The organism is Curtobacterium sp. PhB170 (assembly GCF_003752345.1).
Classification (GTDB): Bacteria; Actinomycetota; Actinomycetes; order Actinomycetales; family Microbacteriaceae; genus Curtobacterium.
The window spans coordinates 405,635-426,672 of record NZ_RJUM01000012.1; the positions used below are offsets into that span (position 1 = coordinate 405,635).

The following is a 21,038-nucleotide window of genomic DNA, read 5'->3' on the forward strand; positions in this document are numbered from 1 at the left end:
TCCGGGCTACCCCGGCGCCGCACCGCCGCACCACCAGGAGTTCCACGCACCCATGACGTCCCGCCGACGCCGCCGTACCCGCATCAGCCTCACCTCCGTCCTCGTCGTCCTGGCCCTCGCGGTCGGTGGCTACGCGCTCGACGCCACCGGCGTCCTCGGACCGGACGCCGACGCGGCCGCCGGGCCCACAGCGGTCGCCACGGCCACGGTCGGCACCGAGAGCGACGCACCGGAGCCGAGCCGGGCCTCCAGTCCGACGGATCCGACGGATCCGACGGATCCGACGGATGCGACGGATCCGACCGTCAGTACGTCGACCGACACCGACGCTGCGGACGCCCGCGCGCTCCTCGCCACGCTGCCCGTCAAGGGCAAGGCCCCCGGCACCGGCTACGACCGCACGGGCGAGTTCGGCAGCGCGTGGATCGACGTCGACCACAACGGCTGCGACACCCGGAACGACGTGCTCGCGCGCGACCTCAGCGGCATCGTGCGCCAGGGGCCGTGCAAGGTGGTGACCGGCACGCTCGTGTCGCCGTACACCGGGGCGACGATCGACTTCGTGCGCGGCAACACGACCTCGACCCTCGTGCAGATCGACCACGTCGTCGCGCTCGAGAACGCCTGGCGCACCGGTGCCCAGCAGCTCAGCCAGTCGGAGCGGGAGGCCCTGGCGAACGACCCGTCGAACCTGTTCGCCGTCGACGGCCGGTCGAACTCGCAGAAGCGCTCGGGTGACGCCGCGACCTGGCTGCCCGCGAACAAGGCATTCCGCTGCACCTACATCGAGCACCAGGTGTCCGTGAAGGCCGAGTACCGACTGTGGGTCGCGCCCGCTGAGCGCGACGCGATGGAGCGGGTGCTCGGCGCCTGCTGACGTCGGGCGCTCTGCCGCCGCTGAGTGTCGACCTGGAGGCCCGGCGCACCTCCGCCCCGCGTGGCAGGCTGCGGACATGGCTGAGCAACTCACGGTCCCGCAGGCGTTCGCGCTCCTCCAGGTCGAGCCCGACGGCCGGAAGTCCCTCGACGGGCAGACGCTGGACACCGGTCTCGCGGGAGCGGTCCTCGCCGACTTGGCACTCCGCGGTGCCGTCTCGCTGCAGAACGGCCTGGTCACCGTCGTCGACGGCGCCGCCACGGGCGACCCGGTGCTCGACGGCGTCGTCGGCTCGATCGCGGCGTCCGGCGCGCCGCGCAAGGCGAAGTGGTGGGTGAGCCGGCTCGGGAAGCCGCGACTCCGCGACGACGTCTTCGCCGGACTCGTCGAGCGAGGGATCATCAGCGTCGAGCAGGGCAAGGTGCTCGGGCTCTTCCCCACCACGAAGCACCCGGAGCGCGACGGAGCTCCGGAGGCACTGCTGCGATCGGGCATCGCGGACGTCCTGGCTCGGCGGGCGAGCCCGACACCGTTCTCCGCTGCGGTCATCGGGCTGCTCGACGCGACGAACACGCTCCGCAAGCAGTTCGGCGCGGTCGACAAGGGCCTGGTGAAGGAGATCACCTCGGGCACCTGGGCGAGCCCCGCGGTGAAGGCCGTGCTCGAGGAGATCCAGGCCGCGGCGATGATCGTCATCATGGCGGCGACCACCGCGACGACGACCACGGTCATCACGAGCTGAGGTCGGCACCGCCGGGCAGTCCTCGGCACCCCCCGACCACCCCGCAAAACGACAGGTGTAGCCTAAAGGGAATTCATCGTCGAAGACCTCAGGAGGCCTCCCCATGCCCGAAACCAACTCCGTCACGTCCCGCTTCACCGACCGTGTCGTCCTCATCACCGGTGGTGGCTCCGGCCTCGGCCGTGCGACCGCCGTCCGCCTGGCCGCCGAGGGCGCTGCGCTCTCCCTCGTCGACGTCTCCGAGCAGGGACTCGAGGCCTCGAAGGCCGCCGTGCTCGAGGCCACCCCCGACGCCCAGGTCCTGACCACCGTCGCCGACGTCTCCGACGAGGCCCAGGTCGACGCCTACGTCGCAGCCACCACCGAGCGCTTCGGCCGTATCGACGGCTTCTTCAACAACGCCGGCATCGAGGGCAAGCAGAACCCCACCGAGTCGTTCACCGCCGCCGAGTTCGACAAGGTCCTGTCGATCAACCTGCGCGGCGTGTTCCTCGGACTCGAGAAGGTGCTCAAGGTCATGCGCGAGCAGGGCTCCGGCATGGTCGTGAACACCGCGAGCGTCGGCGGCATCCGCGGCATCGGCAACCAGTCCGGGTACGCCGCCGCCAAGCACGGCGTCGTCGGCCTGACCCGCAACTCCGCCGTCGAGTACGGCCGCTACGGCATCCGCATCAACGCCATCGCCCCCGGAGCCATCTGGACGCCGATGGTCGAGAACTCGATGAAGCAGCTCGATGCGGAGAACCCCCGCAAGGCCGCCGAGGAGTTCATCCAGGTCAACCCGACGAAGCGCTACGGCGAAGCCCCCGAGATCGCCGCCGTCGTCGCGTTCCTGCTGTCCGATGACGCGTCCTACGTCAACGCGACGGTCGTCCCGATCGACGGCGGGCAGTCGGCCGCGTACTGAGCCGCACCGTGACAGCATGGCTGGCGTGAGCAACGACGAGACGAACGGATCTGCCTTCGGCCGAGGCCTCGACAAGGCCCCGCCCACCGCGGCCGCCGAACTCCGCCGCCGGATGGCAGCCTCGCCGGCGGGCTTCTTGCGCAGCGCGGCGTGGGTGCCGTGGAAGCCGGCGGGTACTCCGGAGGCCGGCAGCGTCGCGCACGTCATGATCCGTGACAAGCCGTTCGTGCCCGTCTTCACCGACCCCGCCGAACTCTCCGCTGGCCTGCCCGAGGCCGACGGGCGTCCGGTTCCGATGTCCGAGCTCGTGACCGCGCTGCCCGAGGAGTTCGGCATCGTGGTCGACCCGACGAGCGCTGCCGAAGCGAACTTCCTGCACGCCGACGTCCTCGCCCAGATGCGGGTGCAGATGCAGGGTGGGGTCCCGACGGCCGACGACTGAGGCCCTTTCCGAGCGAGTGCGGGGGCAGGTGCCGGCGGCACGCCGTCGCCACTCGACGAACGCTAGAACAGGCACACCAATCAAGCGCCGGGCAGGTCGGCCGCTGCTCAGCTGCTCGCGGTCAGAGCGGCACCGGCGCTCGCCCACCAGTAGCCCAGCAGCGCTCCTGCGGGGACTGCAAGTACGGCGACCGCGACGGCGCGACGCATCATCCGCTTCCGCCGCGCCGCCTGGCCGATCTCCCGCTCGAGCCGTTCGAATCGCTGGACGTGGCGAAGGGTGTCGTTCACCACGACAGCCTCGACGTGCCAGGTCCCGCGTTCCTCGGCCAGCATCGACAGGAACCGGGCGGCTTCGTCGGAATGGACTCGCGGCAGACCCCTGATCCAGGCGCCGATCTGACGGGGCTCGACCGTCACGACGGCCGGTGCGGTCTTCCCGAACTTCAGCGTTCCCGCTGCGATGACCAGGATTGGCTGGACCGGGATCGGTCCGCCGGCTGCGGCGGACAACAGGCGAGTCGCTCGTTCCCCCTCGGCGAGGGCGCGGTGCACGTGCGGTGTCCGCTGCCCGTTCACGGTCAGCATCCGGCCGCCGACCCACACCTTCTGCCCCGAGTGGTTCTTGGTGTTGATCGAGAACACGCCGGTGGGTCCGACGACGACGTGGTCGATGTCCGTCGTGCTCTTCCCGACCGGTACCGCGTGCAGCACCGTGAACTCGGGGCCGAGCGCATCGAGCTGGGCAGCGACCTGCCGTTCTCCGACAGCGCCCTTGAACCACGAGCGGGCTTCGTCACGAAGCGGGTCGTGCCCCCAGAAGCGCTGCCAGCCGGTTCGCGCCGGCCCCTCAGCCTGGATGGCCAGGCACTCCTGCATGACGGCGTACCCGGGCTTCCGTGCACGGAGCGTCAGCGCAGCCCCGCCCCTCGGAGTCGGGCGGTGGTCGGCGACAGCGGTGTTCTCCCCCATGTGTCCACCGTCCCAGGACGACAGGTGTCGGGACCAGCCCTCGTTCTGGCGTCACAGCCGCGGCGGTGCGGCTCGGCGCTCTGGCACGCTGACGGTTCTGGTTCACGATCGCCGGACTTCCTGAACCAGGACCGTCACTCGCCTGGCAGCACGCCGGGCTCCGCCACCGAGCGGCGGCGGAGCGGCCGGCGCGGCCGGCGCGGCCGGCGCGGTCGTCAGCGAGCGGGCTGGACGAGCCCGATGAAACGGGACAGCAGCGACAGGCCGGCGATCGACGGCGGCAAGCCCGTGGTGAGCGCCGGCGAGTGCACCAGGTACGCCGCCCACTTCGCCCGCGAGATCGCGACGTTCAGCCGGTTCGGCATGAGCAGGAAGTCCAGCCCGCGCGGGATGTCCGCTGCACTCGACGCTGCCAGGGACACGATCGACACGACGGCTTCGCGGCCCTGGAACAGGTCGACCGTGCCGACCTGGGTGCCGGTGAAGCCTGCACAGTCGAGCTCCTGACGGATCAGGGCACCCTGCGCGTTGTACGGGGCGACGACGATGACGTCCTCGTCGGTCAGGGCGCGAGCGTCCGAACCGTCGGTCCACGTGCGACCGACGACATCGCCGACGAGCGCCACCACGCGGGCGGCTTCCTCCGGTGACGAGGTCGTGTTGCCCGCGTGCACGACCGGCACGGGGTGCACGCCCGCGTCGATCCCGTCGAGGTGCCGCCCGGACACCATCGACGCGAGCTGCCCGTCGTAGGACAACGCCGAGACGGACTCCGTGAGCGCCGGCTCCATCCGACGAGTGCGGGCCAGGAAGTAGCCGAACTCCGGCGGCAGGACGTGCTCGCCGTCCGCCAGCCAGCCCAGCGCGGACTCGTCGACGGGCTCCGGGTGGGAGCCCTGGGACACCTGCGGGAGCTGCTGCGGGTCGCCCAGGAGCAGGAGTCGGGTCGCGGCGATCGAGGACGCGATGGTCGGCGCGAGGGAGAACTGCCCGGCTTCGTCGACGACGAGCAGGTCGAGGGAGCGGCGCTCGATCGTCGACGCGTTCGCGAACGTCCACGCGGTGCCACCGACCACGCCGCCGGTGCCCGATGCCTCGCACGACGACAGGAACGCGGCGACGGCAGCACCGTTCTTCACGGGCGTCCACGCGGCGGCCTCGAGTTCGTCCTCGGTCGCACCGGACTTCGGCACCTTCACGACCCGGTCCGCGGGCACGCCGGCGTTCACGACCGACGACAGGAAGTTCTCCGAGGTCGCATGGGACTGCCCGACGACGCCGACGCGCCAGCCGTCCTCGCGGACGAGCCGTGCGACGACATTCGATCCGACGTAGGTCTTGCCCGTGCCGGGAGGCCCCTGGATCGCCAGGTACGAGTGGTCGAGGCCGAGCAGCGTCGCCACCACGGCGGACACCGTGTCGTCGCCCTGCACGGGCACGATCGCTCCGCGTGGCGGCACCCGGCGCAGCAGGTCGAAGGCCGGGTCCGACACCATCGAGGGCAGCTCGTCGAGGACCTGCTGCCCCCACTCGGCGATCGCCTCGGGCTGCGGCTTCGCGCGAGGCGGTGCGGACGGCGCGAGCGCGACGGGGAATTCGTGGTGCGGTTCCGCTCCGACGGGAAGCCCCTCCTTCACGAGCACCTCGACGGCGTCGCCGTTGTCCCACACGTCCACGATCACGGCGCGAGAGGACGCGCCCTTCGACCCGGGGCCCGGAGACATGACCGACGGTGGAAGCGGGTCGTCGTAGACCAGGTGGGGCGTGCCTCCAGTCCGGAGCCGTGAACCGGGCGCGAGCGTCCCCGACAACCGGAGTTCCCGCGACTGCGAGCGGGCACGCGGCAGCGTGTCCCAGTCCCGCTCGACGGACGCACGCTCCACGACGAGCACGTCGCGGGTGTCGGCGCAGTCGTCGACCGGGTTGCGCAGGCGGTCGAAGTGGTCCTGCCAGAAGGTCTTCGCCTCGCGCCGGTGGTAGTCGATCGCGGCTGCGGCGAGCGCCAATGCGGTCTCGTCGGACGTGCGGTCGAGGGCGTCGACGTCCTCCAGGTGCGACGCGAGCGCGACGTACACCGGGTTGGGCTCGCGCTCGACGGGGATCGGCGGGACGTCGAGCTCGAGTGCCGGATCGGCTGCGTCCGGGTCGTCGGTGCGTAGGGAGCGGAGCCAGTCGCGCAGGCGCAGGGTCGAGCGGCAGTCGTAGGCGTTGTAGTCGGCGACCTCGTCGAGCATGTGCTGGCCGGCGGCGGTGTCCCCGTTGCGGAGTTCCTCGATCGCGTCGACGTAGGCGGTGATGCTGTCGGCCGCGTTCGTCACATCGCTGAGCCGCAGGTCGTCGCCCATGTACAGCGGCTCGAGCTTCTTGATCGAGTAGCTGTGGCTGCCGACGACCAGGGCCTTGCGGACGATCGGGTACAGGTCGACCAGGACACCCGCGCGCAGCAGGTCGTCGACGGCCTCTTCGCCGACGCCGTGCCGGGCGGCGAGGGAGAGCAGGTGGGTCCGCTCGTAGGCCGCGTAGTGGTAGATGTGCATGCCCGGGTACTGCTGCCGGCGAGCCTCGATGAACGCGAGGAACTGCTCCAGCGCAACTCGCTCGTCGCGGATCGTGTGCGCCCAGAACGCGGTGAACTCCGCGCGGTCGTCGACCAGGCCGAACAGGTAGTCGAGTCCCCAGTGCACGCCGTCCTCGGTGTGCAGCGGGTCGCCTTCGAAGTCGAAGAAGACGTCGCCGGCGTCGGGGGCCGGGATCGCATCGAGCGCGCGGGCATCGAGGACCTCGAAGCGCGGCTTCGCGGGCTGGTCCGGCCCGTCGGCGCCGCTCCGTCGGGCGGTCTCCGTCTCGATCTGGAGGCTCGCCTGGCGCACCAGCCGATCCTGCGTCGCGCGGGACAAGCCCGGCACTGCCCGGGTGCGGACCGCCAGGTCGTCGATCGTCCGCACCTCGTGCTTGATCAGCTTCGCCCGTTGGTCCAGGCGCATGCCCGCCACGAGGACGAGGTCGCGGTGCTCGGCCACCTGGGTCGAGCAGACGTCGCAGCGCCCGCAGCTGGAGTAGCGCGGGTCGCCCCACTGCAGTTCGGCGTCGGCAGTGATCCGCTCGGCGATCACGCGCTGCAGTTCGGCGCGCTGCGTGCGGTACACCGGCGCGATGTCGGCGAGGTCGTGCGTGGTCGTCGTCCGGTCGCCGAGCACCAGGTGCACCTGGGCTCCGGTGGGGATGCCGTGTGCTTGCATCTGCTCGGCGTAGGCGGCGAGCTGCAGCAGGGCGCTGATCTTGGCGTGCCGGGCGAGCTTGGTGTCGTAGACCTCGTACTCGCCGCGGTCGTTGCGGATGATGAAGTCCGCGAAGCCGATGAAGCCCGGGCCGTCCGCCGTGGGTGCCGCGTGGAACGTCGGCTGGTACAGGACGTCGGCGCCGTCGGCGAAGGCCTGTCGCGCTTCGGCTGCGGCGCGTGCGTAGTCCGGCGGGGCGGGGCGGTCGAACTCGACGACGTTCCGCGTGTCCTTGAGGATGTCGAGGTAGTCGAGCTCGTGCTGGTCCCCCAAGCGGGCGGTGCGCTCGAGCATGTCGTCGTGCGACTCCGGCAGGGGTTTCCCGCGACCGAGCTTGACGTCGAGTCGGCGCAGGAACGCCCACTCGCAGGCCGACCACGTGCTGAGGTCACTCGGGCTGAGCAGCACGTGCCCGTCGACGCCGATCTGCATGCGTTCCCCCGTCTCTCTGGTGCCCTGCGAGCCTAGGGCCGCCCGCCGACACCGGAACGGGAACGGGTCGGCCCTTCAGGGAACCGACCCGTTCCGATGCGCACTCGGCTTACCAGCAGATGAACAAGCTGATGGAGGAGAGCAGGATGTGGCCGCCTTCCTCGGGTGCGTCGGCTTCGATCGCCTGCAGGTCATGAGCGTTCATATTCATTCGTCCTTTCGTCGTTGGCTTGGCGAGTGCGAACGTACACACGTCATGTTTGACATGTCAACACTCCACTGCCACGATCTCGACATGGGAACCGGGTGGGCACGGCTTGGCGGCGATTGGACAGGGTGGCGGACGGCGAGTGACCTCGACTGGACGCACCATCAGCAGCCCGAGGGGGCACCGCCCGACCAGGGCTGGAAGGTCCACTTGTCGGCTCGGCTGCAGGATGCCGAGCGGGTTCGATCGCTGGCTGCCGTTTTCTGCAGGACCGCGGAGTGGTCGTTCAAGTACCTGACGAGCAGGACGGTCCTCGAACGGGCCAACGCCAAGGATGCGCCTCGCACGAGCAGCGGGAAGTTCGTGACGATCTACCCTCCGGCGTCCGCGGTCGACGAAGCGCTGCTCGACCATCTGGCTGCGATCTTCGGCGACTGTCGCGGGCCACGGATCCTCGGCGACCTCCAGTGGCGGAAGTCCGTGGTGCACGTTCGCTACGGAGCGTTCCGGTCCCTGTCCGACTGGGACGGCAAGCCTGCCATCCGAGATCCGAGCGGTGCCCTCGTGCCGGACCGCCGAGGGGTCGTGTTCGACCCACCCGACTGGGTCGAACTGCCGAACTGGGTCGCGGCGGAGCGGCATCGATCCGCTGGAGCCAACGAAGCGCTCTCACGGATGCGCGTCTCTGGCGCGTACTCGTTCTCGAACGCTGGCGGCGTGTACCGCGCGACCCACGACGAGCACGGCGAAGTGGTAGTCAAGGAGGGGCGCGAGTACGTCGGAGAACAGGCTGGCCGCGACGCTGCCGGTCGTGTGGAAGACGAGTACGAGACCCTTCGACACCTGGAAGGTTCAGGGGTGGCACCGCGGGTCCACGGAACGTTCCGCTCCGGAGGCTCGGCGTTCATGATGAGCGAACCCGTGCCGGGCACTCCGTTCAACCGTGCGGTCATGTCGCAGAACCCGCTCACCGCCGCCGAGGCTGACCGTACGGCGCTCGACGAACACGCAACGAGCGTCCGCCAGGCCGTGCGCGCGATCGAGCGTCAAGTCGAGCGACTGCACGCGCTCGGAGCCGTCCACGGTGACATCTCACCGCGGAACGTGCTCGTGGAGTCTCCGACAGCAGCGCGGCTGATCGATTTCGAATCGTCCACGGTCGGGGAACTTTCTGGGACGGTCGGGCCAACGACACCGGGCTTCAGCGCGCCGAACGCGGTCCGTGGGCCAGACCGAGATCTGTTCGCGATCGCATGCCTGCACCTCGCCGCACTCGTTCCCCTCACGACGCTCTTCCCACTGGACCCCGGGAAGATCGATGAAGTACTCGCCGCGGCCCGGGTCTGGTTCCCGACCGCGCCGGTGGACGCGCTGCGGAGCGTCATCGGCCGATGCGTTGCCCTGCCGGACGGGAACACTGCGCGATTGACGCCACCCAGTGTTGCCGAGCTCCGGGACGCGATCAGATCGAGAAGGGCTGCCACCGGGTCGGAGCGCCGGCCCGGCCTCGAGCACGGAGCGGACGGCCTCGCACTTGCGCTGCAACGGTCTGAGCCCGACACGAGAACTCCCCCGGGTCCGCTCTCGAGCGAAGCGCCCTCAGGCGCGGGCCTGTTCTCCGGCCGGGCTTCTGAGGTACTCCTGGGCAGGACAACGCCGACGTCCTTCGCCCGACTGCGGGACGAAGTCCTCGGCACGCTGCGCGTCGATCTCGAGGACGGGCTCGCGGGGATCGGCCTCGCGCTCCTCAGTGCTCCGACCCGGAGCGTCCACCGGGACACCGTGGACGTGATCGCGGAACGCCTCACGGAGTTCAGCCACGACGGCAACCGTGCTCAGCGCCTGCCTGCCGGCCTCCGCAACGGACCGTCCGGCATTGGGCTGTTCCTGGCGCTGCACGGACGCCTGCACGATGATGCTGCGGCCGTCGAGGCCTCCCGACGCATGCTGGAGATCGACCTGCACCGCCTCGAGCACCGACAGGGGTGGGGCCGGCAGCTCCGCCACAGCGGCCGACTCGTGCCCTTCCTCGGGTCCGGCTCCGCCGGCGTCGGGGTCGCGCTCGTGCAGGTGTTCCGCGCGACGACCGACCAGGACCTCCTGCCGGTGCTCCACAGCGTGGTCGAAGCAGCGTCGCCGGAGTTCACCGCGCATTCGGGTCTGCTCGACGGACGCGCGGGACTCATCCACTTCCTCGTGGACGTCGGCGAGATCGGGATCGCACCGTTCGATGCCGAGTCCGTCGCCACGCGCTTGGACGAACACCGCCGGCGTCTCGCGCTGCACCGCCTCCAGACTCCCGACGGGGTTGCCTACCCAGACCAGCATCTCCGAGCAGTCGACGACGGTTGGGGCCATGGCGGAGCGGGTGTCCTCACCGCCCTGGCCGCGATCGAGGGCTTCGAACGTTGTCGCGGCCTGCAACACGATGTCCCGTCGTTCCTCCGCGGCGGACACGGATGATCGCGCTCTCCGTCCTCGGGATCTCGGCACGCTCGATCCGTCCAGACGGCCGCAGGATCATCAGCGACGTGCGCTTCCGCGCCGAGCCCGGCAGCCTGACCGCCATCGTCGGACCGTCCGGAGCCGGCAAGTCGACCCTGCTCGACCTGGTGACGGGGATCGAGGTGCCAGCGACCGGCTCGGTCCTGCTCGGCGACACGCGCATGCACCCTGCCACGGACTCCGCCAGAGCACGGTTGCGAGCGCGGGTGTTCGCCGTAGCACGACAAGGTGACGACCTCGTCGATGCCCTGTCGGTCGACGACAACGTCCTGCTCGGTCAACGTCTCGCCCGCAGGATCGACCGATCGTTCGCGGAACGCGTGTGCGCGGCGCTCGACCTCGACCGTGACGTTCGTCGAACGCCGGTACAGCACCTGTCGGGCGGGCAGCGGAGGCGAGTCGCCCTCGCAAGAGCGTGCGCGGCCGGTACGGCGATGCTGGCCTGCGACGAACCGACCACTGCACTGGACGACTCGAATGCCGGGCTCGTCCGTGCGGTCCTCCGGGGCGTGGCGACCTCGGGCAGGACAGTGGTCGCCGTCACCCACGACTTCCAGCTGGCAGCGGACGCCGACCGGATCGTTGCGCTGGTCGACGGGCGGACTGCAGCGCTGCTCGACCGCCCGAGCAAGCAACAGGTCCGCCGCCTCATGGCGGTGCCGTGGTGATCGCTCTCCTCGCTCTGGCTCGCACGGTTCGCGCTGATCTCCGTCCGGCGCTCGGGTTCGTGATCACGGTGGTCGCCGCCGTGATCGGGCTCGGAGTGGTGGTCGGCGGCGGGCTCGATCTCGCGGGCGCCCACCCGGACACCGCACGAGCACTCGAAGCGGTCATGCAGCTCACGGCGCTCAGCTCGACAGTCGCTTCATTCATGTCGGCGCGGGGGCTCGCGATCTCGCTGCTGCCGGAGACGCGCTGCCTTCGAGCACTGGGTGCGAGCTGGATGACGTTCTGGACGTTCGGAGCCGTGGTCGTCTCCTCCGCAGCGGTCGTCGCCGTGCTGTTCGCTGTCGTGGTCGAACAACGGCTTCGGACGAGCTGGGTCGTCGGTCTGGCGGAGGTCCTCGGCGTGACGGCTCCTCGTTCAGGCGGCGTCCCGAGCGGTGTGATCACGTGTCTGCTCGCGGTCGTCTGTGCAGCAGGTTGGTGGAGTGGGCTCCGAGCTGGCCGGTTCGCCGTCGTCCGGTCCGGTCGCGCCTGGAGGGCGGTCGGTGCGTTCACTGTGGCAGCGTTGTTCGTGGCGCCCTCGGTGCTCGCGGTTGCGTTCGCGCCGCACCTGATGAGCGTGGCGAGCGGCGCCGGAGACGAGACAGCTGCCAGCCGCCTGACCGTGCTCGACTCGTCCGACGGTCCGCTCATCGTGATGTCCGCCGCTGGCTTCGGACTCGTCGGCGCGGCAGCCATCGTCGCCTCGGACGCATCCCAGACCATGGTCGGGATCGCCGCTCGCCTCCTGCGTTCCGGTCCGCTCTCGCCGTTCATCGGACTCTGCCTGGCCCGAGCCCGAATCGGGTTGTTCGGCTCGCTCACGACGCTCGTCGCAGCCGAGGTCGGTTTGACGGTCACGAGGACCATGACCGCAACCGTCGCGAGCAGCCTGGCGAGCGAACGGGCCGGAGCGGGCCTGGTCGAACTCGGGCTCACACTCGGTCCGGCGCTCTGCATCGCTGCCGCAGCATCGGTGGGTTCGGCGCTCGCACAGAGCCGCGGGACCGGCAGCGACCTCGCCACGCTCAGGCACGTCGGTTCCACCCAGGGCGGCACGATCACCACACTCTCCGTGGCAGCCGTCGCGATCGGCGCAAGCGGGTCCCTGATCGGGCTCGGTGCGGCCCTCGGTGTGGCCCTGGTCGCGTTCGCGAGCGGCGTGGATGCCTCGTGGCTCGCGGCCGTAGACCCGACCGTGCCACTCGTCTCCGCTCTCACGGCGACGCTCGGCACTGCGGCGGTGTTCGTGTGCAGCGAGCTCGTCGGCGTCGTTCTCCACCACCGCCGTCGCCATCATCGCGGAGGTGTCGAACGCACCTGACCGTCGCCGACGGGCACGAACCGCGGCCCGTCGTACCCGTCGCGGGTGACGTGCGCCGTGAAGTCGGCGAGCGAGCGGACCCAGTGCCCCCGCTCGCCGTACAGCGCCTGGTAGACGACGACCGGTTCCTCGGTTTCGACGTCACGGGCGACGAGCAGCACCTCGTAGTCGTTGCCCTTGAAGTGGCGGTACCGGCCAGGAGTCACGTCGTCGCTCACACCCGCGACCCTAAGCGCTCCTACACTCGGGCCATGACCGAGCACGCTCGAACGGACCGCGGCCTCGACCGACTCGTCAACTTCTCCGACGCCACGGTCGCCATCGCGATCACGCTCCTGATCCTGCCGCTGGTCGACATCGCCAGCGAGATGTCGTCGGGCGAGAGCGCCGGCGACCTCCTGCGGGAGCACTGGCCCGCCCTGCTCGAGTTCCTCATCACGTTCTGGTTGATCTCGCGGTTCTGGATCCTGCACCACCAGGTCTTCGAGCACGTCCGCTCCTACAACGCCCGGGTCATGCAGCTGAACTTCGTGTGGCTCATCAGCATCGTGTTCCTGCCCTTCGCCGCGAACCTGCTCAACAGCGGCGAGAACGACGACCGTGTTGCCCACGCGCTGTACCTCGGCAGCATGGTCGTGACGAGCCTGGCGCTCACCGGCATCGAACTGGTGCTCCGGCGGAACCCGGAGTTGCTCTCCACGCCGCTGGGCGACTCGGCGCGGGGGCTCATCGCCGCCGGCCTGCTGTCGCTCGCCCTGATCCTGTCGGTGGTGTTCCCGAGCATCGGCCTGCTCTGGGCCCTGCTCCTCGTGCTGCAGGGCACCGTCGCCCGGCTGCTCCGCCGAGTCTGATCGCGGTACGGTCAGCGGATGGGCCTGGGGGACGCGGAGACCGTACTGGCACGCAAGAACGCGAACTTCGTCATCGACGAAGCGGCAGCGGAGGCCGGCCTCGTCCGTTCGATCGCAGCACCCGGCCGGTTCGGAATGCGCCGCCACGAAGCCGCGGGAGGCCGACTCACCCTGACCCCCGCGGTCCTCTGGTTCCGCGCGCACCCGTTCAACTCCGTCCGGCCGACGTTCGGCATCCCGCTCGACTCGATCGCGGAGCTCCACGACACCTCACGCAACGTCTCGCGGCAGATGCAGGTCGTGCTGCAGGACGGGCAACGCCTGACCTTCGTCATCTGGGGAGTTCGAACGTTCATCGAGCGGATCGACCAGGCGCGCGCCGCGCTCTGACGACGACGATGCCGCCGACGCCGACGCTGACGCCGCCGCCGACGCCGACGCGACAGCGCGCCCTGCCGCCGTCACGTGCCGTCACGTGCCGTCACGTTGGCACCGAACGCAGCAGATTGCACCGGAACGACGTACCGTCACGGCATGACCGTCATCGTGGCCGTCGCCGTCCTGGTGGGAGTCCTCGCACTCGCCACCGTGATCGGCCTGCTCCTGCGCACGAGGACGGGCCGAGCGGTTCCCCAGACCGGCCGCGCGCGCAGCACCCACGCCACCCCCGACCGCACCGTCGCCGACATCGCTCCGGCAACCGCCTTCGGCACCCGCGCCACCCTCGTCCAGTTCTCGACGCCGACCTGCGCCCGCTGCCCGGCGACGGCCCGCCAGCTCGACGCCCTCGCAGCGCAGCACCCCGGCGTCGAACGGCTCGAGATCAACCTCGCCGAGCACCCGCACCTCGCCACGCGCTTCAACGTCCTGCAGACCCCCACGGTCCTGCTCGTCGACGGCTCCCACGCCGTCCGCACCCGCTTCGGAGGCCCACCCCGCCCACCGGAGCTCACCGCAGCCCTCAACACCGTCCTCACCGGCCCCCAGGAGTCCCGATGACCACCGCCCCTGACACAGCAGGCATCGACCCGCGCTCCCCGCGCTTCGGCGCCGCGATCACCACGGTCCTGCTCGCCCTGACGATCGTCCTGACGCTGATCCCCGCAACCTGGGTCGTCGGCATCGTCCTGCTCGCGGTCATCGTGGTGCTCTTCGCCATCGGCGGCATCGCCGGCATCCGCCGCCACCCCTACGGCGCGCTCTTCCGTCGCGTCGTCCGGCCGCGGCTCGCCCCACCCGCCGAGCTCGAGGCTCCCGAACCTCCGACCTTCGCCCAGCAGGTCGGCCTGTTCGTCACCGCCGTCGCGCTCCTCCTCGCCCTGCTCGGCGTACCGTACGCAGCCCCGATCGGCGCCGCGGTCGCCCTGATCGCAGCCTTCCTCAACGCCGTGTTCGACGTCTGCATCGGCTGCCTGCTCTACGTGTGGCTGGTCCGCGCGGGCGTCTTCCGTCCGCGACGCGGCATCGCCTGACGGCGGTCGATCGGGAGGCCCGGCTGGCCTCCGGCCCGCCACCAGCGCTGCCGATGTGGTCGCCTCCAGAGCGGTGGGCCGGCCCCACGAGAACGACCAGCCCGACGGCGGAGGCTCCCCCCACGGCAGCCTCCGACGCCGGCCCGGTCAGACGGCGAGCGCCTGCTCACTGAGCGCGACGAGGTCGTCGGCGCGCAGGTTCGGCCAGCCGTGCAGCAGCTCCCGCCACTGGGCCGGCAACGACGACGCTCCGTACAGCGCACCCGCGAGCCCGCCGGCGATCGCGGCGACCGTGTCGGTGTCGTTGCCGGTGCGGACTGCGCGGACCAGGGCGTCCTCGAGCGAGGAACTCTGGCGCACCGCGGCGTAGGCGGCCTGCAGCGCGGACACCACCCACCCGTTCGACTCCGTGAAGTCCACGGGCTGCGAGTGCTCGGCCGTGACTATCCGGTCCACCCACACTCGGCGCCGGTCGAGGTCGAGCAGGTCGACGCCACGCAGGACGTCGAGCTCGCCGGTCAGCACCGCGTGCCGGATCGCCACGCACCAGAGCACGCACGCGTCCCCCGCGTCGGACTCATAGTGCGTCAGGTCGCTGATCCCGCGAGCCGCCGTGGCGAGCCGTTCCTCTTCGCCGACGTCACCGCGCACGAAGCCGAGCACCAACGGTGCGGTCCGCATGAGCGACCCGTTGCCGGCGGAGCGGCCCTTGTACTCGTGCTCCTGCCGGGCCGAAGCCCGCGCGACGGAGGCGATCCGCGCCTCCAGACCGGTCAACACGTTGCGCGTCTGGATGCCGACGTCGGGCGCGTTGACCGACCACGCTGCCCAGGCGGCCACCAGGCCGTCGAGGGCTGGCTCCGAAGCCGGGTCGCCGCCGCGGGCGACCGTGCGGAGGATCGGAACGGCCATGCTCGTGTCGTCGGTCCACTCCCCGGGCGCCCAGCCGAAGGAGCCGCCGCCGGTCATCGTGATCGGGGTCGGCTCGGGCACTGCCGGTCGGAACTCGTACCCGGCGCCGAGGGCGTCGCCGGCGGCGGAGCCGAGGACGGCGCCGACTGCTCGGTCGTTGATCTGCGAGGTGGTCATGTGGACCTCCGGATCGGGTTTACGCGGGATTGCGTAAAACCGATCCTGCACCACTCGCCATGTTTGCGCAAGTGTGCGTAAAATCGCGATCATGACCGACGAGTACCGCGACGCGAGCGGCCGACGCCTGACGGACTACCCGCGGCCCTCCGTCGCCGTGGACACCGCCGTGCTGACCATTCCGGTGGGCGGACCGCTGTCGGTCGTGCAGGTCCGCGATGCCACCGAGGGTGACTGGCGGCTACCGGGAACGTTCGTGCACGAGGGCGAGCGGCTGGCGGACGCGGTGCTGCGGTCACTCCGCGAGAAGGCGGGCATGAGCGGGCTCGCACCACAGCAGCTCCATGTGTTCGACGACCCGGCGCGGGACGACCGTGGATGGGTGCTGTCGGTGGCGCACCTCGACGTGGTGCCGGCGCATGCTCTGGACCTGGACGAGCCCCAGGGACGACTCGCGCCGGTGATCGAGGCGCGCGGGATGGTGCACGGGCACGACGACATCCTCGAGTTCGCGGTCGTTCGACTCCGGTCCGTCTACCGCACTGCCCCCGATCCACACGGGCTGCTCGACGAGCCGTTCACGATGTCGGAGTTGCGGCAGCTGCACGAGGCGGTCCTCGGCGAGCGCCTCCTGCCGGACTCGTTCCGGCGAGCCATGCTGCCGAAGTTGACCGCGACGGACACGAAGCGGGCGGACGGGCCGGGGAAGCCAGCGACGCGGTACACGGTGATCCGCTCGTAGGGTGGGGGCATGGGGGAACTCGAACTGACAGGACGGCGAGCCTGGCGACGGACGACCCTGCTCGCACTGATCGGAGCCGTCGTCGGCGCCGTCATCGGCGGGCTGCTGGCCACGACCGAGTCGGGCGCCGTCGCAGTCCTCACCGTCGTCGGCTTCGGCGCGTCCGTCGGTGGCCTGACCGGTACCTTCTCGATCCTCGCCACGACGATCGGGATGTCGACCGCCATGCAGGCCACAACGGCGGGGCTCTCTCCTGCCGGCAAGCGCATGGTGACGCAAGCGATCAAGACCGGCAGCCCGATCCAGCCACCCGAGTCCGACCTCGCCCTCCGAGCGCGCGAGCACGCACGACTGCTCTCCACCTACCAACCGCTCGCCCTCGCCCAGTTCCTGCTGCTCTACGTGGGCATCGCCGGCATCCAGGTCCCGAGGCTCGCGGACGACGACGTCTTCGGCTCGGCGTTCTCGCGGTTCCTCTGCGCAGCACTGCTCATCACCGCACTGGTCATGACGCCGATCCTGCTGCGAGCGGTTCGTCGGTCGCGGCGGTACCTGCGGGCGGCGACCGACGTGGCGTCCCCGGCCCCGCAGTCCTGACGAGCACGACCGCCCGGGTTCGCGTCCGCCGCTCATCGAGTGAGCAGAAGACGTCGAGTCCGCCGCAGCGACTCGACGTTTTCTGCTCACTGAACGCGCGAGCCCCGCCGCTCGGCCACCCCACCCACCTGTAACACGCAATTTACTTTCACCCCTGGCGCTCGCGCACGAAAGACGCTTTCATAGCCGGATGACGATCACCGAACGGCCCGACCGGGTCGAGCGCGCCGACGCCTTCGCCCTCGTCCGCACCCAGTCGGCCACGATGCCGTCGAGCATGCGCGCCATCGCCGACGCCGTCCTCGAGGACCCGGCAGCCGCAGCCACCACGAACGCCGCCGAACTCGCCGGCCGCGCGGGCGTCTCCCCCGCCACCGTCTCCCGCTTCGCCCAGCACCTCGGCTTCGCGAACTTCGCCGGCCTGCAGCGCAGCATGACCCGGGCCGTCGAACGGGGCATCCACGAGCGCGAACACACCGAGATCCACGCCGGGGTCGCCGTCGACGACGACGTCGCCACCGTCATCGCGAAGGTCACCGAGGACGTCCGCGCCGTGATGGCCGACACCCGCGCCGCGCTCGACCCGCACGCCCTCGAAGCCGCGGCCGCAGCGGTGAGCAGTGCCCGCCGTGTCGTCCTGTACGGCGTCGGCGCGAGCGGCATCGTCGCGCGGGACCTGCACCTCAAGCTCGAGCGCATCGGGATCGTGAGCTCGATCGCCGACGACCCGCACAACGCCTTGACCCTCGCGAGCGTCATCGGCCAGCACGACGTCCTGGTGCTCGTCAGCCACTCGGGCTCCACCACCGAGACGCTCGAGGTCGCCCACGCCGCCGCGGCCCAGCGGTCGACGATCGTCGCCATCACCGGCCACGCCAACGCCCCGCTCGCCACCACGGCCCACCACGTCCTGCTCGGCGTCGCCGGTGCCGAGAGCGCCCTCCGCCCCGCCGCGATGGGCAGCCGCATGAGCCAACTCGCCATCGTCGACGCCCTGTTCATCGTCGTCGCGCAGCGCACCGACGAGCGGTCACAACCGCTCCTCGCCCGCAGCCGCGACGCCGTCCGCACCCACCACCGGAACTGAGCACCACCATGACCACGAAGCACGACAGCCACGACGCCCTCCGCGACGAACTCGCCGCCCTCACCACCGAGGCGACCGACCACTCCTTGGACGACATCGACACGATCTCCACGCTGGAAGCCGCCCAGCGCATGAACGCCGGAGACCGCAGCGTGCCTGCGGCTCTGGAGCCGTGCCTCCCGGCCATCGCCCTGGCGGCAGACTCGATCGCCGGAGCGTTCGCGCGCGGCGGCAGACTCGTCTACGTCGGCGCCGGCACGCCGGGCCGGCTCGGCGTCCTCGACGCCAGCGAGTGCCCGCCCACCTTCGGCACCGATCCCTCGCAGGTGGTCGGCGTCATCGCCGGCGGCGACATCGCCCTGACCACCGCCGTCGAGGGCGCGGAGGACGACGAAGCAGCGGCCGTCCGCGACCTCGACGCGCTCGGCCTGACGGCCGACGACGTGGTCGTCGGGATCAGCGCGTCCGGCAGGACGCCCTACGTCATCGCAGCCATCCTGGAGGCCCGTCGCCGCTCCGCCCTGTCGGTCTCCGTCGCGTGCAACCCCGACTCGGCCGCGGGGCGGGAGGCGGACATCGCCATCGACGTCGTCGTCGGCCCCGAGTTCATCGCCGGCTCGACCCGCCTGAAGGCGGGCACCGCGCAGAAGCTCGTGCTGAACATGCTCACCACGCTCGCGATGGTGCGCAGCCACAAGACCTACGGCAACCGCATGGTCGACGTGCGGGCCACGAACGCGAAGCTCGTCGCGCGGGCGTTCTCGCTCGTGCAGGACGTCACCGGCGCTGCTTCCGCCGACGTCCAGGCGGCGCTGGATGCCTCGGACGGCGAGGTGAAGACCGCCATCGCCGTGATCCTGACCGGCTCGTCCGCTGCCTCCGCGCGCTCCCGGCTCGAGGCCGCCAGCGGTTCGCTCCGCGCCGTCATCTCCTGACGCTTTCTTTCCATTTCCTTTCCCCCGAGGAGCACGCCAATGCCCGATGCACAGCAACTCGCCCAGCAGATCCTCGACTCCGTCGGTGGCTCCGCGAACATCGCCGACGTCGAGAACTGCATGACCCGCCTGCGGGTCGAGGTCGTGTCCGACTCCTCCGTCGCGCTCGAAGACCTCAAGGCCACCGACGGCGTCATGGCCGCCATCGCGGCCGGCTCGAACCTGCAGATCGTGCTCGGCCCGGGTCTCGTCGACCGCGTGGCCGACGGCCTGGAGGCCCTGCGCGCGGCCGACCCGCTGGCTGCGGCTGGCGGGCCTGGGGCGTCGCCCGAGGAGCTCGCCGCTCGCGGTGCGTCCATCAAGGCGACCGCGCGGTCCCGTTCCGACGGCCGCACGATGCGTGCGATCCGGAAGATCTCCGCGATCTTCATCCCGCTCATCCCCGCACTGATCGCCTGCGGGCTGATCGCCGGGATCAACGGCATCCTGACGAACCTGGGGTGGGTGCCCGGGGTGACGCCGTTCCTCGGTGTGCTCTCGTCCGGCTTCCTGTCGCTGCTCGCCGTGTTCGTCGGGATGAACGCCGCGAAAGAGTTCGGCGGCACGCCCATCCTCGGCGGTGCGGTCGGCGGCATCATCGTCGCGGCCGGTGTCGCGAACGTGACCGTGTTCGGGGAGACCCTCGCTCCTGGGCAGGGCGGCGTGCTCGGCGCCATGGCCGGCGGCATCCTCGCCGCCTACGTCGAGCGGTTCATGCGCAAGGTCACTCCCGACGTCATCGCGCTCATCGTCGTGCCGACCGTGACCGTGCTGGTTGCCGGCTCGGTCACGCTGGGCATCCTGATGTCCGTCGCCGGAGTCGTCTCCGTCGCGATCGGGACCGCTGCCACCTGGCTGCTCGCGAACGGTGGAGCCTTCGCCGGCTTCGTGCTCGGAGGCCTCTTCCTGCCGCTCGTCATGACCGGCATGCACCAGGGACTCATCCCGATCCACACCACCCTGATCGACCAGACCGGGTGGACCGTGCTGCTGCCCGTGCTGGCGATGGGTGGTGCCGGGCAGATCGGTGCGTGCATCGCGCTGTGGGTTCGGTTCCGGTCGAACGCCTCGCTGGTGCGGACCATCCGCGGTGCGCTGCCGGCCGGATTCCTCGGTGTCGGCGAGCCCCTGATCTACGGCGTGACGCTGCCCCTCGGTCGGCCGTTCATCACCGCGTGCATCGGCGGGGCGTTCGGCGGCGGTGTCGTCGGGCTGTTCGACCAGCTCGGGCACTCCGTCGGCGCGATCGCCATCGGTGCCTCCGACCTGTCGCTCATCCCGCTGCTGAACGGCTCGTCCGGGTACGGGTGGGCCCTTCTCGGGTACGGGTCGGGGCTCATCGTGGCGTACGTCGTCGGGTTCGTGGCGACGCTGCTGTTCGGGGTGTCTGAGTCGGTGAAGGCCGACCTGGTGGCGCATTCGACGGCATCCTCAGGCGACCCGGTCGCTCCCGCGGGGCCCCTCTCGATTGCTCACGCTGCTGCGTCCGCTTCGGCTGCTGACTCCGTCAGGGCTACGCGCTGATGCGGTTGGGCGCGAGCGAGTATCTGGCGCATAGTTCGCTGGCGAGTCCGACGTTCTCAGCCGCAGCGGCGGCGGGTCGACGCTCGCGTTCACCTCGTTGCACATCCCGGAGGACTCCCCCGCCGGGGCAGCCGGATCAGATGTCACCCATCCGTGCAGCCGACCCGAGAGTGTGGTCGTGCGCTGGCTGAAGGGGCACAGATAGTCGCTTCGGAGCCTCGCGGCGGATAGTCTCACGAGTGCGGCCAGGTGGGAAGTCATGACCCTGGTCTCTCGCGGATCAGCGCCTCGATGGGTGGCCCGTGGATCCG

The 21,038-nt window shown here is 70.6% G+C and carries 20 protein-coding genes; 16 read left to right on the top strand and 4 right to left on the bottom strand.

Features of this window, described 5'->3' with window-relative positions:
- Positions 1 to 52 precede the first annotated feature (52 nt).
- From EDF40_RS15305 to EDF40_RS15320, 4 genes are all read left to right on the top strand, one after another.
- Complete coding sequence (locus EDF40_RS15305) at positions 53 to 877, top strand: HNH endonuclease family protein (RefSeq protein WP_123340528.1); 825 nt, start codon at positions 53 to 55, stop codon at positions 875 to 877.
- Between the two features lie 76 nt (positions 878 to 953).
- The gene (locus EDF40_RS15310; RefSeq protein WP_123340316.1) at positions 954 to 1,619 is read left to right on the top strand and encodes a GPP34 family phosphoprotein; all 666 of its coding nucleotides are present in this window, start codon (positions 954 to 956) and stop codon (positions 1,617 to 1,619) included.
- 103 nt (positions 1,620 to 1,722) lie between these two features.
- Complete coding sequence (locus EDF40_RS15315; protein WP_123340315.1) at positions 1,723 to 2,526, top strand: SDR family oxidoreductase; 804 nt, start codon at positions 1,723 to 1,725, stop codon at positions 2,524 to 2,526.
- A 25-nt stretch (positions 2,527 to 2,551) separates the two neighbouring features.
- Positions 2,552 to 2,968: an SseB family protein gene (locus tag EDF40_RS15320; RefSeq protein ID WP_185003119.1), complete on the top strand. Its 417-nt coding sequence runs from the start codon at positions 2,552 to 2,554 to the stop codon at positions 2,966 to 2,968.
- A 107-nt stretch (positions 2,969 to 3,075) separates the two neighbouring features.
- On the opposite strand, the gene EDF40_RS15325 is transcribed toward EDF40_RS15320, so the two are convergent.
- Together EDF40_RS15325 and EDF40_RS15330 are read right to left on the bottom strand one after the other, a co-directional pair.
- Positions 3,076 to 3,939: a nuclease-related domain-containing protein gene (locus EDF40_RS15325; protein ID WP_123340313.1), complete on the bottom strand. Its 864-nt coding sequence runs from the start codon at positions 3,937 to 3,939 to the stop codon at positions 3,076 to 3,078.
- Positions 3,940 to 4,154: 215 nt separating this feature from the next.
- The gene (locus EDF40_RS15330) at positions 4,155 to 7,649 is read right to left on the bottom strand and encodes a TM0106 family RecB-like putative nuclease (protein WP_123340312.1); all 3,495 of its coding nucleotides are present in this window, start codon (positions 7,647 to 7,649) and stop codon (positions 4,155 to 4,157) included.
- Between the two features lie 148 nt (positions 7,650 to 7,797).
- Between EDF40_RS15330 and EDF40_RS15335 the strand changes: the two genes are divergently transcribed.
- The 3 genes from EDF40_RS15335 to EDF40_RS15345 are packed head-to-tail and all read left to right on the top strand — an operon-like array spanning position 7,798 to position 12,391.
- A complete protein-coding gene (locus EDF40_RS15335; protein WP_185003121.1) occupies positions 7,798 to 10,320 on the top strand; it encodes a protein kinase domain-containing protein in 2,523 nt (840 codons plus the stop codon).
- On the top strand, positions 10,317 to 11,030 hold the full coding sequence (locus EDF40_RS15340) for an ABC transporter ATP-binding protein (protein WP_123340310.1): 714 nt from the start codon (positions 10,317 to 10,319) through the stop codon (positions 11,028 to 11,030). The genes EDF40_RS15335 and EDF40_RS15340 overlap by 4 nt, the downstream gene beginning before the upstream one ends.
- Entirely contained in the window at positions 11,024 to 12,391 is a 1,368-nt protein-coding gene (locus EDF40_RS15345) for a hypothetical protein (protein WP_123340309.1), read from the top strand. The genes EDF40_RS15340 and EDF40_RS15345 overlap by 7 nt, the downstream gene beginning before the upstream one ends.
- On the opposite strand, the gene EDF40_RS15350 is transcribed toward EDF40_RS15345, so the two are convergent.
- Positions 12,364 to 12,609, bottom strand: coding sequence for a DUF1653 domain-containing protein (locus EDF40_RS15350; RefSeq protein ID WP_185003124.1), 246 nt, complete (start codon positions 12,607 to 12,609; stop codon positions 12,364 to 12,366). The genes EDF40_RS15345 and EDF40_RS15350 overlap by 28 nt on opposite strands.
- 33 nt (positions 12,610 to 12,642) lie before the next feature.
- Between EDF40_RS15350 and EDF40_RS15355 the strand changes: the two genes are divergently transcribed.
- From EDF40_RS15355 to EDF40_RS15370, 4 genes are all read left to right on the top strand, one after another.
- Positions 12,643 to 13,242, top strand: a complete 600-nt coding sequence (locus EDF40_RS15355; RefSeq protein WP_123340308.1) for a TMEM175 family protein — start codon at positions 12,643 to 12,645, stop codon at positions 13,240 to 13,242.
- An 18-nt stretch (positions 13,243 to 13,260) separates the two neighbouring features.
- Positions 13,261 to 13,632 (top strand): hypothetical protein, encoded by a 372-nt coding sequence (locus tag EDF40_RS15360; RefSeq protein ID WP_123340307.1) that lies wholly within the window; start codon positions 13,261 to 13,263, stop codon positions 13,630 to 13,632.
- Between the two features lie 144 nt (positions 13,633 to 13,776).
- A complete protein-coding gene (locus EDF40_RS15365) occupies positions 13,777 to 14,241 on the top strand; it encodes a thioredoxin family protein (RefSeq protein WP_123340306.1) in 465 nt (154 codons plus the stop codon).
- Positions 14,238 to 14,714: a DUF4395 domain-containing protein gene (locus tag EDF40_RS15370; RefSeq protein WP_123340305.1), complete on the top strand. Its 477-nt coding sequence runs from the start codon at positions 14,238 to 14,240 to the stop codon at positions 14,712 to 14,714. Before EDF40_RS15365 ends, EDF40_RS15370 begins: the two co-directional genes overlap by 4 nt.
- Positions 14,715 to 14,861: 147 nt before the next feature.
- Here the strand turns inward: EDF40_RS15370 and EDF40_RS15375 are convergent, their stop codons facing one another.
- Positions 14,862 to 15,803: an ADP-ribosylglycohydrolase family protein gene (locus tag EDF40_RS15375; protein WP_123340304.1), complete on the bottom strand. Its 942-nt coding sequence runs from the start codon at positions 15,801 to 15,803 to the stop codon at positions 14,862 to 14,864.
- 91 nt (positions 15,804 to 15,894) lie between these two features.
- Here EDF40_RS15375 and EDF40_RS15380 point away from each other — a divergent pair, with 91 nt between their 5' ends.
- The 5 genes from EDF40_RS15380 (at position 15,895) to EDF40_RS15400 (ending at position 20,727) form a co-directional block, all read left to right on the top strand.
- Entirely contained in the window at positions 15,895 to 16,545 is a 651-nt protein-coding gene (locus EDF40_RS15380; protein WP_123340303.1) for an NrtR DNA-binding winged helix domain-containing protein, read from the top strand.
- 9 nt (positions 16,546 to 16,554) lie between these two features.
- A complete protein-coding gene (locus EDF40_RS15385; RefSeq protein WP_123340302.1) occupies positions 16,555 to 17,142 on the top strand; it encodes a hypothetical protein in 588 nt (195 codons plus the stop codon).
- A gap of 190 nt (positions 17,143 to 17,332) precedes the next feature.
- The gene (locus EDF40_RS15390) at positions 17,333 to 18,229 is read left to right on the top strand and encodes a MurR/RpiR family transcriptional regulator (RefSeq protein ID WP_123340301.1); all 897 of its coding nucleotides are present in this window, start codon (positions 17,333 to 17,335) and stop codon (positions 18,227 to 18,229) included.
- Positions 18,230 to 18,237: 8 nt separating this feature from the next.
- Positions 18,238 to 19,164, top strand: coding sequence for an N-acetylmuramic acid 6-phosphate etherase (murQ, locus tag EDF40_RS15395; RefSeq protein WP_123340300.1), 927 nt, complete (start codon positions 18,238 to 18,240; stop codon positions 19,162 to 19,164).
- A 39-nt stretch (positions 19,165 to 19,203) separates the two neighbouring features.
- Positions 19,204 to 20,727, top strand: coding sequence for a PTS transporter subunit EIIC (locus EDF40_RS15400; protein ID WP_123340299.1), 1,524 nt, complete (start codon positions 19,204 to 19,206; stop codon positions 20,725 to 20,727).
- Positions 20,728 to 21,038 lie beyond the last annotated feature (311 nt).

What these genes read in the sequence shown, in the direction of transcription:
- EDF40_RS15315 (WP_123340315.1), top strand. Translation starts at nt 1,723, where the DNA reads ATGCCCGAAACCAACTCCGTCACGTCCCGCTTCACCGACCGTGTCGTC.
- EDF40_RS15325 (WP_123340313.1), bottom strand. Translation starts at nt 3,939, where the DNA reads ATGGGGGAGAACACCGCTGTCGCCGACCACCGCCCGACTCCGAGGGGC.
- EDF40_RS15370 (WP_123340305.1), top strand. Translation starts at nt 14,238, where the DNA reads ATGACCACCGCCCCTGACACAGCAGGCATCGACCCGCGCTCCCCGCGC.
- EDF40_RS15385 (WP_123340302.1), top strand. Translation starts at nt 16,555, where the DNA reads ATGGGGGAACTCGAACTGACAGGACGGCGAGCCTGGCGACGGACGACC.
- murQ (WP_123340300.1), top strand. Translation starts at nt 18,238, where the DNA reads ATGACCACGAAGCACGACAGCCACGACGCCCTCCGCGACGAACTCGCC.
- EDF40_RS15330 (WP_123340312.1), bottom strand. Translation starts at nt 7,649, where the DNA reads ATGCAGATCGGCGTCGACGGGCACGTGCTGCTCAGCCCGAGTGACCTC.
- EDF40_RS15375 (WP_123340304.1), bottom strand. Translation starts at nt 15,803, where the DNA reads ATGACCACCTCGCAGATCAACGACCGAGCAGTCGGCGCCGTCCTCGGC.
- EDF40_RS15400 (WP_123340299.1), top strand. Translation starts at nt 19,204, where the DNA reads ATGCCCGATGCACAGCAACTCGCCCAGCAGATCCTCGACTCCGTCGGT.
- EDF40_RS15310 (WP_123340316.1), top strand. Translation starts at nt 954, where the DNA reads ATGGCTGAGCAACTCACGGTCCCGCAGGCGTTCGCGCTCCTCCAGGTC.
- EDF40_RS15355 (WP_123340308.1), top strand. Translation starts at nt 12,643, where the DNA reads ATGACCGAGCACGCTCGAACGGACCGCGGCCTCGACCGACTCGTCAAC.
- EDF40_RS15390 (WP_123340301.1), top strand. Translation starts at nt 17,333, where the DNA reads ATGACGATCACCGAACGGCCCGACCGGGTCGAGCGCGCCGACGCCTTC.
- EDF40_RS15340 (WP_123340310.1), top strand. Translation starts at nt 10,317, where the DNA reads ATGATCGCGCTCTCCGTCCTCGGGATCTCGGCACGCTCGATCCGTCCA.
- EDF40_RS15380 (WP_123340303.1), top strand. Translation starts at nt 15,895, where the DNA reads ATGACCGACGAGTACCGCGACGCGAGCGGCCGACGCCTGACGGACTAC.
- EDF40_RS15305 (WP_123340528.1), top strand. Translation starts at nt 53, where the DNA reads ATGACGTCCCGCCGACGCCGCCGTACCCGCATCAGCCTCACCTCCGTC.
- EDF40_RS15360 (WP_123340307.1), top strand. Translation starts at nt 13,261, where the DNA reads ATGGGCCTGGGGGACGCGGAGACCGTACTGGCACGCAAGAACGCGAAC.
- EDF40_RS15365 (WP_123340306.1), top strand. Translation starts at nt 13,777, where the DNA reads ATGACCGTCATCGTGGCCGTCGCCGTCCTGGTGGGAGTCCTCGCACTC.